This is a genomic window from Bartonella sp. AU55XJBT (genome assembly GCF_028618525.1).
The window spans coordinates 188,067-203,443 of record NZ_JAQITC010000001.1; the positions used below are offsets into that span (position 1 = coordinate 188,067).

The following is a 15,377-nucleotide window of genomic DNA, read 5'->3' on the forward strand; positions in this document are numbered from 1 at the left end:
ATCTCTTGTAATTTTTAAATAAATCTCCATAATAAAGAGGAAAATATGCTGGAATTCCGCCAGTGATTCTGAAGGTTTTTTGTATTCGCCAAATTAAGGCTTGTACAAAGTTTGTCTCTGAAATGAGAGAGACACTTAAAAACCCAATGCCTGACGGAACATATGCTAAAGGATTTTATATTATGGCTAATTTTAAAAATTTACGTTCAACGCCTGCTTCTCATGCTGATGCATCGATTGATCAGGGATTGCGCGACTATATGTTGGGTGTTTACAATACAATGGCCATTGGTTTGCTTATTACAGCTGCTGCTGCCTATGCAATTGTATCATTAGCAACGACAACAGATATGAGCCAAGCAGCAGCTCAGATCAATAGCAGTGTTTATTTGACATCATTTGGAGTAACATTTTATACATCGCCGTTCTCTTATATTGTGATGTTTGCACCACTTGTTGCAGTTTTATTCCTCAGTTTTAAAATTAATACATTAAGTACCAGTGCTGCTCGTAGTCTCTTTTTTGGTTATGCTGCTTTAATTGGGCTTTCACTGTCTTCAATCGTTTTACGTTATACGACAGAGAGTATTGTACAAACTTTTGTTATTTCCGCTGCAACTTTTGGAGCTCTTTCACTTTATGGATATACAACAAAGCGTGATCTTACAGCAATTGGTTCGTTCTTATTCATCGGATTGATTGGCTTGTTGCTTTCTATGGTTGTGAATATTTTTCTTGGATCAAGTGCTTTGCAATTTGCTATCTCCATTATTGGTGTTTTTATCTTTGCTGGTTTAACAGCTTACGATACTCAAAACATTAAGTTGATGTATTATGAAGGGGATCAAGGTGATACCAGAGGTCGTAAAGTCATTATGGGCGCATTGAGTCTTTATCTTGATTTCATCAATATGTTTGTCTTTTTGCTACAATTTCTCGGTTCAAACCGTGATTGATTGCAAAAATCATCGCTTAATGAAAGAACCTTGTTTCTAAAAGAGACAAGGTTCTTTTGTTTTTAGTGTAAGTTTTTATCCTTTACCTTTTAGGAATTATTCTTTTCGTACAATGACAAAAATGCCTTACAAGCAAAAACTCCCTTGGTTTAGTGGTTTTATTCAACAAAAGCTCCATAACACCCTTTTAAAGGCAATCCATAGCCGTTCTCATCATCCATCAAATATCCTCAACCAAAATAATCATTATGATCTGACCGTTGCTTCCTATAATGTGCATAAATGTGTAGGTGTTGATAAAATTTTTAATCCTACACGGATTGTCCGTGTTATCACTGAATTACAAGTTGATATCCTTGCTCTTCAAGAAGCAGATAAACGTTTTGGAGAACGTATTGGTTTGATTAATCTTCAGCTGTTAAAAGCTGAAACCGGTTTGATCCCTGTACCTCTCAATACTATGTCACCTCATGGTCACGGTTGGCATGGAAACGCTCTCTTTTTGCGAAAGGGATATGTACGTGACACTTTACAAATCTCTCTTCCTGGTATTGAACCACGTGGAGCTATCATTGTAGAGTTAGAAATGACAGCAGGCCCTATTCGTATTATTGCGGCTCATTTTGGCTTATTACGTTATTCTCGTAAACAACAAACAAAAATGCTCCTTGCAATTTTGCAAAAACGCTCCCTTATGCCTACACTCCTCATTGGAGATTTTAACGAATGGCGAATGGGAAAAGGCTCATCTTTAAACCATTTTTATCCCTATTTTAATAGCACACTTGAAGTTGTACCAAGCTTTCCCTCTCGCTTTCCCTTTTTAGCCCTTGATCGCGTTTTTGCCTTTCCTCACCAATTGGTAACAAATCTTGAAAACCACTATTCACCACTTGCACGCATTGCCTCAGATCATTTGCCAATCAAAGCTTATCTTAATCTTGCTAATGCAATAAACATCCTGAAAAATAAATAAAAAAAGTTAATGAGCCTCATCCCAATTTTGAGCCGTCATGACTTTCACTTCAAGGGGTACAGACAAAGATAAAATTGGCATTGTAGAATTTTCCATGACATTTTTAACAACAGCCATGGTTTTTTTACTTTCTTCTTCTGGTACTTCAAAAATCAGTTCATCATGCACTTGAAGTAACATTTTTGCTGATAAATTTTCTTCTTTTAAAGCATCTTCCATCTGTATCATAGCACGGCGAATAATATCGGCCGCAGAACCTTGAATGGGAGCATTGATAGCCGCTCTCTCATTAAGAGAACGAATTTTTAAATTCTTTGCTTTTATTTCTGGATAATGAATACGACGTCCAAAAATTGTTTCTACATAACCATTCTCACGCGCAAAGCTTTTAGTCTTTTCCATATAATCTTTAATTTCTGGAAATCTTTCAAAATAAAGTTGAATATAACGACTTGCTTCTTGACGTGAAATCCCTAATTGATTGGCTAATCCAAAAGCTGAAATACCATAAATAATACCAAAATTAATTGCTTTTGCACGCCGTCGTGTATCTGAAGGCATTCCCTCTATCGCAACGCCAAACATTTCTGACGCCGTTATAGCGTGAATATCATGTCCTTTAGCAAAAGCTTCTTTTAATGCTTTTATATCCGCAATATGTGCAAGAATGCGTAATTCAATTTGACTATAATCAGCAGAAAGCAAAAGATGTCCTTTGGAAGCAATAAAAGCTGTTCGAATTTTACGTCCTTCAGCAGTTCGTACTGGAATATTTTGCAAATTTGGCTCTGATGATGATAACCGCCCTGTGGACGTTATTGCCAAAGAATAATTCGTATGAATACGCCCTGTTTTTGATAAAATATAAGAAGGTAAAGCATCAGCATAGGTCGATTTTAACTTTGCAAGTTGACGCCACTCAATAATTTTACGCGGTAAAATATGACCTTCAGCAGACAACTCTTCTAAGGTTTGTGCAGAAGTTGACCATTGTCCACCCTTTGTCTTAGCGCCTCCAAGCAATCCCATTTTTCCAAAAAGGATATCCGCTAATTGCTTTGGCGAAGCAAGATTAAACTTTTCATCCGCTTCTTTATAAATTTCTTCTTCTAAAATTAAAGCAGCTTGCGCCAATTCTCCTGAAAGGCGCAATAAAATCTGCCTATCAATAAGAATCCCGCGTTCTTCCATTCTTGCAAGAACTTCTACAAGAGGTCGATCAAGGCGTTCATAAATTTTTGTCATACCCCGAGAGATAAGTTGCGGTTTCAAAACTTGCCAAAGACGTAGCGTTATATCCGCATCTTCCGCTGCATAAAGGGTTGCTTGTCTTAAATCTACTTGTGCAAAAGAAGTAATTTTTTTTCCGTTATGTGTTAAATCCTTATAGGCAATTGGTTTATGTCCAAGCCAACGTTCTGATAAATCATCCATATTATGGGTTAAAGTTCCAGCATCCAAGGCATAGGACAAAAGCATGGTGTCATCAAAAGAACGTATCACAATGTCATATTGCTTCATCACCAACCAATCATATTTTATATTCTGACCAATTTTTAACACCGCTGAATCTTCTAATATCGGTTTTAAAAGTGCTAAAGCTTTTCGGGTCTCAATCTGGGAGGCAATGCGCCCACCCCCCAAAAGGTCTTCCTCTCCTTCATCAAAATGTTCAAGAGGTATATAAGCTGCTTTTTCTGGCTGTAATGCAAGTGAAAAACCAACAAGCTTTGCTTGCATCGGATCAAGAGAGGTTGTTTCAGTATCAAAAGCAAAAAAACCCTGCTCTTGTGCTTGTAATAACCACTCTTTTAAAATTTCCTCATCAAGAATTGTTGTATAAGTCTCTCTTGTAATTTTTTGAGTCAGTGCTTGATCTTTACGTTTTTGTGCAAAAGCTTGTGGAGAATTTTCAGAAAATTTATGAAGAGATTTTTGCTCTATGTTCTTGATGTTAGAATCATGTTGGTTCTTAGGCTTTTCCCATTCAATATCTACATCAAGTGCATCAATAACAGCTGCATCGCATGCCGTCGCCTCTGCTACGCGACGCGTTAATGTTGAAAATTCCATTGCTTTCAAAAAAGCAATTAAGCGTGGCCCATCTTGTGGCTCTAAAATAAAATCATCTAAATCACTGTCTATAGGAACATCTGTTTTAAGCTTAACAAGTTCACGAGAAATTTTAACCTGTTCACTATAAGCTTGTATGTTTTCACGTCGTTTTGTTTGTTTAATTTCAGTTACACGTTGCAACAAAAGATCAAGAGAACCAAACTGATTTAACAACTGAGCAGCAGTTTTTGGTCCAATGCCTGGAATACCTGGTACATTATCCGTCGAATCTCCAATTAATGCTTGTAAATCGATCATCTTTTCAGGGGGAACACCCCATTTTTCTATAACTTCTGAGACACCTACATGCTTATCTTTCATTCCATCATACAAAGATACATGCTTATTGACGAGTTGCATAAGATCCTTATCAGAGGAGATAATTGTTGTTTTTGCACCAGCCTTTGTTGCCAATTGTGCGTAGGTCGCTATCAAATCATCTGCTTCAAAGCCTTCCTTTTCAATACAAGGCAAATTAAAAGCCTTTGTTGCTTGGCGTATTAACGCGAATTGAGGAATTAAATCTTCGGGAGGTTCAGAGCGATTCGCTTTATACTGAGGGTAAATTTGTTTCCGAAAAGTATCAGATGAATAATCAAAAATAACAGCAAAGTGTGTTGGAACAATACCTGTCACTGTGTTACGAGCATCGCAAAGTAATTTCCATAACATATTACAAAAACCAGCTACTGCTCCTACAGGAAGTCCATCCTTTTTACGTTTTAAAGGCGGTAAAGCGTAATAAGCACGAAAAACATAGCCTGATCCGTCAACCAACAAAAGATGATCTGTTGCTTTCATGACAATTTTATTTCTCCATTTCAGCTAAAAAAACACATTCCCCTTATATATTTTTTTCACTTTTATTTTAATTTTTTTCATTTTGCCTCTAAAAAGCCATTTTTTCTTTTCATAAGACATGAAGTCGTTACACTTTATATTACGTACCTAGAGCTTTTCTTTGCTGTTACAGGATTAATAGCTTTCATTTTGCTCCTCCTATGATAGCTGAGGTACAATGTAGCGACAGGGTCGTTGTGGTGTTCCCCTCCCCACAACGACCGTTTTTTTTGATATCCTTATTTCTCATTCTTAATCTTAAGTGACTTTTTTAGAGATACGGTGGAGATGTTATTCATGAATTTTGAAGTTATTCCACAGAGCTTTTTCACCCATTTTTCTGATAAAATCAGCGTGCAACCTTTTTTCCTGTGCACTCAATCTTGAAGGTAAAGCCTGTGGACGAAATTTAATTGCATAAGCTATATCTTTATCATTTTGGATATGTTCATTAACATTCCTTCTGTTCTCAAAACCCAATACGCCCTGCTTTCCACCAATTAATTCAATATAAACATCGGCTAAAATCTCTGCATCAAGCAAAGCGCCATGAAGAACACGATGGCTATTATCAATTCCAAAACGTTTACATAAAATATCAAGAGAATTAGGACCCATAGGAAATTTACGTCGTGCCATAGCCAATGTATCAAGAATATTATCAACACTGATAAGCGGCTTATTGACGCGTTTTAATTCTGCATTAATAAAACCTATATCAAAACTCGCATTATGTGCAATCATGGTTGCACCATTGATAAATTCCAAAAATTCATCAACAATATCACTAAAACTTTTCTCGTTTTTTAAGCGTTCATTGGTTAATCCGTGAATTGCTACAACTTCATCAGGAATAATAACGCCTTCAGGATTTAAATAAACATGAAACTGGCGTCCCGTAAGATAACGATCAACCATTTCTACACAACCAATTTCGATTATGCGATCTTTCTCTTTATCTAAACCTGTTGTTTCTGTATCAAAAATAATTTCCCGCATAACTTCAATTCTTTAGCAATTTCTTTATCAGATCAAAAACCTGTTGACGTGTATTTTCTAAATCTTTCCCTGTATCAATAATAAAATCAGCACGTTCTCGTTTTTTTTCATCCGGCATTTGCTTCGCATTGATAAAGGCAAATTTTTTCTCATTCATCCCTTGGCGAATCATCACACGTTCTTTTTGTATTTCTGGTGGAGCAGAAACAACAATAACGCTATCTACACGACTTTCACCATTTTTTTCAAACAGAAGTGGAATATCAAGAATAACTAATTTTTCCCCCTGGTGGCGCGCTGTATCAATAAATTTTTTTTCTTTTTCTTGCACCAAAGGGTGAATTATTTTTTCTAATGTTTGTAATTTTTCCTTATCATCAATCAAAATTTCAGAAAGTTTCAAACGATTAACTTCACCGTTTTCAACAACACCAGGAAAAATACGCTCTATGTGTGATAAAGCTGGCTCGCTTTTATAAAGCTGTTGTACTGCTTCATCAGCACTAAAAACCGAAATACCCGCTTGCTTAAAAAAATCAGCAACTGTTGATTTTCCCATAGCAATTGATCCCGTCAATCCTATGATCTTCATTCTCTCTCTTCACTCATATCCTCTAAAATAGCTGTCCGTAACGCTTTTGTTACCTGTGGTCTTATTCCAAACCACCGTTCAAAACCTATAACAGCCTGATGGAGAAGCATCCCAAACCCATCAACAGTTTTTAGACCACAAGCTTCTGCCTGTTGTAAAAAAGGGGTTATCAATGGTGTATAAACAATATCTGTTACTAATGCCGTTTTTTTTGCCTTATGAAAATCACAAAAAAAAGGATTATTTTCTTCTTCTGGATTTTTTATGCCTATGGACGTTGTATTAACAATCAAATCAGCTTGATAAAGTATTTCATGGACCTTATGCCAATCGTAGACTTTAATGTTTTTTCCAAAATGCTGAGCTAAATTATCAGCACGTTGTCTTGTACGGTTAACTAAATAAATCTGCTCAAATCCACGTTCTTTTAAAGCATATAGGATAGCGCGCGCAGCACCACCTGCCCCAAAGACAAGAGCTGTTTCCCCTCCCCAATCAGATGCAAAATCATCAAGATTAGCGCTAAAACCATAGGCATCACTATTTGTGGCACAAAGTTTATCTCCTTCATACCAAAGTGTATTAGCAGCACCAATCATTGTTGCTCTCTCATCTTTATAATCTGCTAAACGAAAGGCTTCTTGTTTATGAGGTAGAGTAACATTTCCTCCACAAAAGCCCATTGTTTTTAAAGAACTCATAAAATGGTTGAACTCTTCAGAAGACACTTCCTGTGCAAGATATTCCCCTTGTAAACCATATTGTTTAAGCCAAAAATTATGAATTTTTGGCGATTTTGAATGATGAATAGGAAAACCAACAACAAAAGCGCGGGGATAATTTGTTTTTTTTATTGTTAAGTCAACCATCGATAATCCCTAAATAACGTAATTTTACGAGTAGAGGGAGCAAAGGTAAACCAACAATAGTAAAAAAATCTCCATCAATTTTTTCAAAGAGATGGATACCCTCTCCTTCAATTTGATAGATTCCCACACTGTTTAAAACATCTTTTCCTACGCGTGCTAAATAACGCTCAATAAATTTTGATGAAAGTAAACGTACGGACATATGTGCACTAAAAGCTTCAACCCAAATTTTTTGACCATTTTTAAATAAAGCTACCGCACTGTGAAGAGAATGTGTTTTTCCTGATAACTCGCATAAACGTTGATGTGCTTCCTTAATACTTGTTGCTTTATGAAAAACTTTACCTTCAAAATCAAGTACTTGATCACAACCTATAACAAAAGAATCAGGAAAACGATCTGAAACATTTTTTGCTTTTGCACCTGCTAGAAAACAGCTGAGTTCTTTAGGTGTTTTTTCTTTTGCTTTTTTTTCTACTTCTCTTTCATCAAAAGAAGCTCCTTCAATCAAAAAATTTAAACCTGCTTTTTTTAATAATTGTGCACGATAAAAACTAAGAGATGCTAATATTAATGTCTCTGTGTTCATGAGAATTTTCTCTCATTTTCCTTCACGAAATCGTGATAAAAGTTCGAATATTGCCGCTGCAGTTTCTTCAATAGAGCGTCTTGTGACATCAATAATAGGCCAACCAAAACGTTCGCAAATGCGTTTCGCATAGATTAATTCTTCACCTATGTTAATACGATTTGTGTAACTATCAAGAGCAAAACCTTCTCCCAAATCACGATTTTGGCGAATATGTGAGATCCTTTCAGCTGAAGCAATTAAACCAATAATTAAAGAATTTTTTGCCTCTAAAAGGGATTCTGGTAAATCAATATTAGGAATAAGAGGAACATTGGCTGTTTTGATTCCGCGATTTGCTAAATAGATACTTGTTGGCGTTTTAGAGGTCCTTGAAATTCCTACAAGAATTACATCCGCTTCAGATAAACTACTGGAAGATTGCCCGTCATCATGCTCTATCGTAAAATCCAATGCCTCAATACGGCGAAAATAATCAGCATTAAGATCATGTTGTGCGCTCGCACGTAAATGGGTTGGCATTCCGAGATAAGACTGAAAAGCATTTAAAACAGGATGTAATATATCAATATAGGGAACTTTTATTTTTTCGCATCTTTTCTGAAGAAGAAGTTTAAGTTCTTCATCAATTATTGTGTAAAGAACAATACCTGGCTCTTGTTGTATTTCATCAAGAGCTTTTTGTAACTGTATTTTGTTACGAATCATAGGATAGATATGTTCTGTTGCCTGACTCATTGTATACTGGGATGCTACAGCTCTTCCAACAGAGATTAAAGTTTCCCCCGTTGCATCAGAAAGCATGTGTAAATGAAAGGATTTTTTTTCTTTTGTCACAAAAATTTTAACTCCTTGTTAAGATATGTGTATATATCTCTAAGCTTTTTTATAAAACTAAAATTTAGGAAAAATCTTCCATTATTATGCACAGATAACCCCCTTGTGATAATATAAAACCTCTTAGAAGAAAAAAGAGGGGATAATATCTTTAAGATAGTGTTATCTTTATCCTTTTTTTCTTCTCTTTTGTGGATGAAATTGAGGATAAATAAGGTATAAAAAATAATTCACACTAAACACAGTTATAAATAAAAAGAACCTCTCTTCTAATATAAAATTATTAATAAAAAATTCTGTGAAAAATAATTTTGAATAGCATTTTATTAATGCTATATGTTTAGTTAATTATTTTGTAACAAAAACATTAGCTACTATTTGAGTTTTATATTTTTAAAACTTTTCATATAATTACACAAATAAATTTCATATAAGTGGTACTTGCAGATTAAAAAAATTGAGTGTAGAATAGCTTTTTCTTGAAGAATATTCCATTCGTAAAATTTCCATAAATTATTTAAGATAATCTTTTCCTTAATTACAAAGAGCATATTTCATGCAAAAAATGAAACTACAAGAACTTAAAAGCAAAAATCCCGTTGAGCTTGTTTCTTTTGCTGAGACATTAGAAGTTGAAAATGCCTCCCTTATGCGCAAACAAGAATTAATGTTTGCGATCTTGAAAAAACTTGCTCTACAAGATGTAGAAATTATAGGAGAAGGTGTTGTTGAAGTTTTACAAGATGGATTTGGATTTTTGCGATCTGCTGATGCTAATTATCTTCCTGGACCTGATGATATTTATCTTTCACCTTCACAAATTCAGTCATTTTCTTTAAAAACAGGCGATACCATCGAAGGTCCTATACGAAGCCCAAAAGAAGGGGAACGTTATTTTGCTCTTCTTAAAATTAATACAATTAATTTTGAAAAACCTGAAAAAATTCGTTATAAAATTCATTTTGATAATCTTACACCTCTTTATTCAAATGAACGATTTCAAATGGAAATACAAGATCCTACAGAGAAGGATATGTCATCGCGTGTGATTGATTTGATATCTCCATTGGGAAAAGGACAAAGAGGATTAATTGTTGCACCACCTCGGACGGGAAAAACAGTTCTCCTTCAAAATATTGCTCATTCTATTACCACTAATCATCCCGAATGTTATCTTATTGTTCTTTTGATTGATGAACGACCAGAAGAGGTTACAGATATGCAGCGTTCAGTAAAAGGAGAGGTCGTTTCTTCTACTTTTGATGAGCCTGCAATACGTCACGTACAAGTGGCAGAAATGGTTATTGAAAAAGCCAAACGCCTTGTGGAGTATGGGCGTGATGTTGTTATTCTTCTAGATTCGATTACACGTTTGGGGCGTGCATATAATACGGTTGTTCCTTCTTCAGGTAAGGTTTTGACAGGTGGTGTGGATGCAAATGCTTTGCAGCGTCCAAAACGTTTTTTTGGTGCTGCACGTAATATTGAGGAAGGTGGATCTTTAACCATTATTGCAACGGCTTTGATTGATACAGGTAGCCGTATGGATGAGGTTATTTTTGAAGAATTTAAAGGAACTGGTAATTCGGAAATCGTTCTTGATCGAAAGGTTGCTGATAAGCGTATTTTCCCTGCTATGGATATTTTGAAGTCAGGGACGCGCAAAGAAGAGCTTTTGGTTGCACGACAAGATTTGCACAAAATTTTTGTTCTTCGTCGTATTTTAGCGCCTATGAATGTAACAGATGCAATTGAGTTTTTGATTGATAAATTAAAGCAAACAAAAAACAATAGTGAATTTTTTGATTCAATGAATACATAGAATCATTAGGGTTTTTATTAGGATAGAACCTGTGGATACAATCTTTGCTGTTTCGAGTGGATTGTTACCTTCAGGGGTTGCAGTCATTCGTCTTTCTGGTCCTCGTGTTGTGGATATAGTTAAAACGCTTTGTGGTTGTTTACCTAAAGCACGCTTTATGCATTATGGAAATCTTACTTCTCGTGATGGTAGTTTTTTAGATTCTGCTTTAACTGTTTTTTTTCCTGCTCCGCATAGTTTTACGGGAGAAGACTGTGCAGAATTCCATTTGCATGGCGGAAAAGCAGTTGTTAATCGTTTTCTTGATGAATTATCGACATTTTCTGGATGCCGTATGGCTGAGGCAGGTGAGTTTTCACGTCGTGCATTTATGGAAGGAAAATTAGATCTCGTTCAAGCAGAAGGTTTGGCTGATTTAATAGAGGCAGAAACGGAAAGCCAACGGCGTTTAGCCGTTATGGGGACAAGTGGACATTTAACGACGCTTTATCGTAATTGGCGCCATAAACTTATGAAAGCGCGTGCTTTTATTGAAGCAGAACTTGATTTTTCCGATGAAGCAGATATTCCCAATGCAATATCTGATAAAATTTGGAAAGATGTGGAAAATCTTTATACTTCTCTTCGAGAACATATTGCTGAAGGAGAGCGTGCAAGTATTTTACGTGATGGATTAAAAATTGTTATTGTGGGAGCTCCAAATTCTGGAAAATCAAGCATTATGAATCGTCTTGCAGGAAGATCTGTTTCTATTGTAACGGAGGAAGCAGGGACAACGCGTGATGCTTTAGAAATGAGGCTTATTCTTGGTGGTTTACCCATTTTTTTAACGGATACTGCTGGTTTTAGAAAAACAGAAAATAGGGTAGAACAATTAGGAATAGAAGTTGCTAAACAGCATGTTAGAGAAGCTGATTTGGTTATTTTGGTTTATGATATAGGAAATCCTAAGCAAGTCGATTTACCAGAAACATCGGCTGAAATATGGCGTGTTGGTAATAAGCTTGATCTTTATGAAAAAAATGATCAGGATTGGTCTATACAATTTTCCGCATTAACGGGTTTAAAATTTGATTCTTTTATAAAAAAACTTGAAACATTTTGTCATCAACGTGCTTCTGAAATTGGGAATCTTGTTCCGGCGCGTAAAAGACAGCTTCAATTATTAAAGGAAGCTGTTAAGGAGATTGAAAATTCTCTCAATTATCATTCTCTTGATCTTAGTTTACGTGCAGAACATCTCCGTCGTGCAGGTGATTTTCTTGGAAAAATTACGGGAGATATTGATGTTGAAGATTTACTTGATATTATTTTTTCAGAGTTTTGTGTTGGTAAATAATGATTCACGTGAAACATTGATTATTTCATAGACAGATTATAAAGATTATGTAACTTATGTTCTGTTTCACGTGAAACTTTAGAATATTCTTTATGGAATAAATTAAATGCAATCATATGATGTTGTCATTGTTGGTGGTGGTCATGCTGGCTGTGAAGCAGCTTCAGCTTCGGCGCGTGTAGGTGCACGTACAGCACTTGTGACACATAAAATATCAGCTTTGGGAACAATGTCGTGTAATCCTGCTATTGGGGGTCTTGGGAAAGGGCATTTAGTACGTGAAATAGATGCTTTAGATGGTCTCATGGGACGCGCAGCAGATGCTGCGGGAATTCAGTTTAGGCTCCTTAATCGACGCAAAGGACCAGCAGTAAGAGGTCCACGGACACAAGCAGATCGACAACTTTATAAAAAAGCCATTCAAAAACTTTTAAAAGAACAAGAAAATCTGACACTCATTGAAGATGAAGTTATTGATTTGGTTTTAAAAGATCATTCCGTATCAGGCGTTATTTTAAAAAAACAAGGAACAATTTTTTCCGGTGCTGTTGTTTTAACAACGGGGACATTTTTAAATGGCTTTATTCATATTGGTGATAAAACGTGGGCTGCTGGTCGTATGGGAGATCTCTCAAGTGTGCAACTTGCTGAGCATTTAAAAAATTATGCTATAAAATTTGGACGATTAAAAACAGGAACTCCTGCTCGTCTGAGTAAGAAAACAATAGATTGGGATCGTCTCCCAAAACAACAAGCCGATGAAAATCCTGTTCCTTTTTCTCTTTTAACAGAGAAAATTAAACAGCCACAAATTGAATGTGCAATAACACGCACAAATGCGCAAACACATCAAATTATCCGTGATAATATTCACCGTTCTGCTTTATATTCTGGAAATATTGAAGGGTTAGGACCCCGTTATTGTCCTTCAGTTGAAGATAAAATTGTTAAATTTGGGGAACGTGATGGACATCAGATTTTTCTGGAACCAGAAGGATTAAATGATGATACAGTTTATCCAAATGGCCTTTCTACTTCTCTTCCTGAAGATGTACAAATTTCCCTATTAAAAACCATTGAAGGATTGGAAAATGCTACAGTTTTGCAACCTGGTTATGCTATTGAGTATGATTTTGTTAATCCACAACAATTAACAAGAAGTTTAGAATTACGTTCTTTACCAGGTCTATTTTTAGCAGGACAAATTAATGGGACAACAGGATATGAGGAAGCTGCAGCACAGGGACTTTTAGCTGGATTAAATGCGGCACGTAAAGTGGGTAAATTAGATGAAATATTTATAAGTCGTTCTACAGCTTATATTGGTGTTATGGTTGATGATTTAGTTTCACGTGGTGTTTATGAACCTTATAGAATGTTTACATCACGTGCTGAATTTCGTTTATCTTTACGATCTGATAATGCTGATGCGCGTTTAACACCTTTGGCACAAGAATGGGGGATTGTCAGTAAAATAAGGTGGGACTGTTATCAGAAAAATCAACAACGGCTCGATCAAGCACGATCAATATGCCAAAATCTCTTTTTAACACCTAATGAAGCTTCTGCTCATGGATTAAATGTGAATCATGATGGAATTCGGCGTTCGGCTTATGATTTTCTTGCTTATCCTCATATGACTTTAGAGCGTCTTTCACATTTTTGGCCACAACTACAAACAATTGATTCTAAAACTGTAGAATCTTTAGAAATTGAAGCACAATATGCGGTTTATTTAGATAAACAAGCACAAGATATAGCCTCTCTTCAGAGAGATGAGCGTTTAGAAATTCCTTCATCTCTTGATATTCAGGCAATTTCAGGTCTTTCAAATGAACTAAAATCAAAAATTCAAGAAATGTCGCCGCGTTCAATTGCTGATGCACAAAAAATTGATGGTATGACACCTGCTGCGTTATCCCTTATTATTACATATATTCAACGTAAAAGACGTGAAAAGGCTAAAACAGCTTAATGGATTTTTCTACCGAACAAAAATATCAGCAACTCTTAAATATTGTTCCTTCTGTTTCACGTGAAACGATGGAAAATTTAATTCAGTTTGAGTCTTTAATACTTCAATGGAATGCGCATATTAATTTAATATCTGCTGCAACAATACCAGATCTATGGATACGGCATATTTTAGATTCAGCACAAATTTTTCCTTTATATCCTCATTCTTTACAGTGGTGTGATTTAGGATCAGGAGGAGGTTTTCCCGCAATTGTGATCGCTATCTTTTTGAAAGAAAAAAGAACAGGACATATTAATCTTGTTGAAAGTAATGGAAAAAAAGTTGCTTTTTTGCGAACAGTTATTGCTCAACTCAATCTTCCTGCAACGGTTTATCATGCTAGAATTGAAGATATCTATCAAAAAATTCCCATATCCGATATTATAACGGCACGGGGTTTAGCGCCGCTCAATGCTCTTTTACAGCTTATTTTTCCTTTATTAACAGAAAAAACAATCGCTCTTTTGCAAAAAGGTCGGGATTACGCTACAGAAATAAAAAATGCCTCTGCCAATTGGCACTTTGATCTGTTAAAACATAAAAGTAAAGTTGATGAAAATTCTGTTATTTTAGAAATTTCTCATATTCGATCATATTAGAGGGTAAAGCAAAATGAGCGAAACAAGAATTATCGCTATTGCAAACCAAAAGGGTGGAGTCGGAAAAACAACCACAGCAATTAATCTTGCAACAGCTTTAGCAGCCATTGGTGAAAATGTCCTTATTATGGATGTTGATCCACAAGGTAATGCAAGTACAGGATTAGGAATTGATCGTAATAGCCGTCCTTTGTCGTCTTATGATGTTCTGGTTTCTGGAGTTTCAATTACACAAGCGGCTTTAAAAACAGCTGTACCCAATCTTTACATCGTTCCTTCTACACTTGATCTTTTAGGTGTAGAAATGGAAATTTCTTCATCACAAGACCGTATACGACGTTTGCGTAAAGCGCTCTATGATGATCCAGAAATGGAAAAAAAATTCAATTATATTTTAATTGATTGTCCACCATCACTTAATCTTCTTACACTGAATGCTATGGGGGCTGCAGATTCCGTTTTGGTACCTATGCAATGTGAATTTTTAGCACTTGAAGGTTTAAGTCAATTGCTTGAAACAGTAAAACAAGTGCGATCCGTTCTTAATCCATCTTTAGAAATACAAGGTATTGTTTTAACAATGTATGATGGACGAAATAATCTTTCAAATCAAGTTGTTGAAGATGTACGTTCTTTTATGGGAGATAAAGTTTATCGTACTGTTATTCCACGAAATGTAAGAGTATCAGAAGCACCCTCTTTTGGTAAACCTGTATTGCTTTATGATCTCAAATGTGCTGGGAGCCAAGCTTATTTGCGTCTAGCATCAGAAATGATCCAACGTGAAAAACAAGCACGCGCTGCTGCTTAGAAATATAAAAAATATA

Annotated in this window: 13 protein-coding genes; 7 read left to right on the plus strand and 6 right to left on the minus strand. The window is 35.7% G+C overall.

Annotated elements, in window-relative coordinates; genetic code table 11:
- Window positions 1-182 precede the first annotated feature (182 nt).
- Together PVV70_RS00680 and PVV70_RS00685 are read left to right on the plus strand one after the other, a co-directional pair.
- Entirely contained in the window at window positions 183-956 is a 774-nt protein-coding gene (locus PVV70_RS00680) for a Bax inhibitor-1/YccA family protein (protein WP_273757602.1), read from the plus strand.
- A gap of 112 nt (window positions 957-1,068) precedes the next feature.
- The gene (locus PVV70_RS00685) at window positions 1,069-1,932 is read left to right on the plus strand and encodes an endonuclease/exonuclease/phosphatase family protein (RefSeq protein ID WP_273757499.1); all 864 of its coding nucleotides are present in this window, start codon (window positions 1,069-1,071) and stop codon (window positions 1,930-1,932) included.
- A gap of 6 nt (window positions 1,933-1,938) precedes the next feature.
- Here the strand turns inward: PVV70_RS00685 and polA are convergent, their stop codons facing one another.
- The 6 genes from polA to PVV70_RS00715 all read right to left on the minus strand — a co-directional run bounded on the left by polA (window position 1,939) and on the right by PVV70_RS00715 (window position 8,773).
- Complete coding sequence (gene polA, locus PVV70_RS00690; RefSeq protein WP_273757500.1) at window positions 1,939-4,848, minus strand: DNA polymerase I; 2,910 nt, start codon at window positions 4,846-4,848, stop codon at window positions 1,939-1,941.
- Between the two features lie 330 nt (window positions 4,849-5,178).
- Window positions 5,179-5,886 carry a DNA polymerase III subunit epsilon gene (gene dnaQ, locus PVV70_RS00695; RefSeq protein WP_273757501.1) on the minus strand — a complete coding sequence of 236 codons (708 nt, stop codon included), beginning with the start codon at window positions 5,884-5,886 and terminating at the stop codon, window positions 5,179-5,181.
- Between the two features lie 4 nt (window positions 5,887-5,890).
- On the minus strand, window positions 5,891-6,478 hold the full coding sequence (coaE, locus tag PVV70_RS00700) for a dephospho-CoA kinase (RefSeq protein WP_273757502.1): 588 nt from the start codon (window positions 6,476-6,478) through the stop codon (window positions 5,891-5,893).
- Entirely contained in the window at window positions 6,475-7,347 is an 873-nt protein-coding gene (locus PVV70_RS00705) for a shikimate dehydrogenase (RefSeq protein ID WP_273757503.1), read from the minus strand. The genes coaE and PVV70_RS00705 overlap by 4 nt, the downstream gene beginning before the upstream one ends.
- Window positions 7,340-7,936, minus strand: a complete 597-nt coding sequence (locus tag PVV70_RS00710) for a Maf family nucleotide pyrophosphatase (RefSeq protein WP_273757504.1) — start codon at window positions 7,934-7,936, stop codon at window positions 7,340-7,342. The genes PVV70_RS00705 and PVV70_RS00710 overlap by 8 nt, the downstream gene beginning before the upstream one ends.
- Before the next feature lie 12 nt (window positions 7,937-7,948).
- Window positions 7,949-8,773, minus strand: coding sequence for a pyruvate, water dikinase regulatory protein (locus PVV70_RS00715; protein ID WP_273757505.1), 825 nt, complete (start codon window positions 8,771-8,773; stop codon window positions 7,949-7,951).
- A 556-nt stretch (window positions 8,774-9,329) separates the two neighbouring features.
- Here PVV70_RS00715 and rho point away from each other — a divergent pair.
- The 5 genes from rho (at window position 9,330) to PVV70_RS00740 (ending at window position 15,361) form a co-directional block, all read left to right on the plus strand.
- Window positions 9,330-10,595, plus strand: a complete 1,266-nt coding sequence (rho, locus tag PVV70_RS00720; RefSeq protein ID WP_005774324.1) for a transcription termination factor Rho — start codon at window positions 9,330-9,332, stop codon at window positions 10,593-10,595.
- 31 nt (window positions 10,596-10,626) lie between these two features.
- A complete protein-coding gene (mnmE, locus tag PVV70_RS00725) occupies window positions 10,627-11,934 on the plus strand; it encodes a tRNA uridine-5-carboxymethylaminomethyl(34) synthesis GTPase MnmE (protein ID WP_273757506.1) in 1,308 nt (435 codons plus the stop codon).
- A 106-nt stretch (window positions 11,935-12,040) separates the two neighbouring features.
- The gene (mnmG, locus tag PVV70_RS00730; protein WP_273757507.1) at window positions 12,041-13,909 is read left to right on the plus strand and encodes a tRNA uridine-5-carboxymethylaminomethyl(34) synthesis enzyme MnmG; all 1,869 of its coding nucleotides are present in this window, start codon (window positions 12,041-12,043) and stop codon (window positions 13,907-13,909) included.
- On the plus strand, window positions 13,909-14,550 hold the full coding sequence (rsmG, locus tag PVV70_RS00735) for a 16S rRNA (guanine(527)-N(7))-methyltransferase RsmG (RefSeq protein WP_273757508.1): 642 nt from the start codon (window positions 13,909-13,911) through the stop codon (window positions 14,548-14,550). Before mnmG ends, rsmG begins: the two co-directional genes overlap by 1 nt.
- Before the next feature lie 13 nt (window positions 14,551-14,563).
- Window positions 14,564-15,361 (plus strand): ParA family protein, encoded by a 798-nt coding sequence (locus PVV70_RS00740; protein WP_005774319.1) that lies wholly within the window; start codon window positions 14,564-14,566, stop codon window positions 15,359-15,361.
- The last annotated feature ends 16 nt before the right edge of the window (window positions 15,362-15,377 follow it).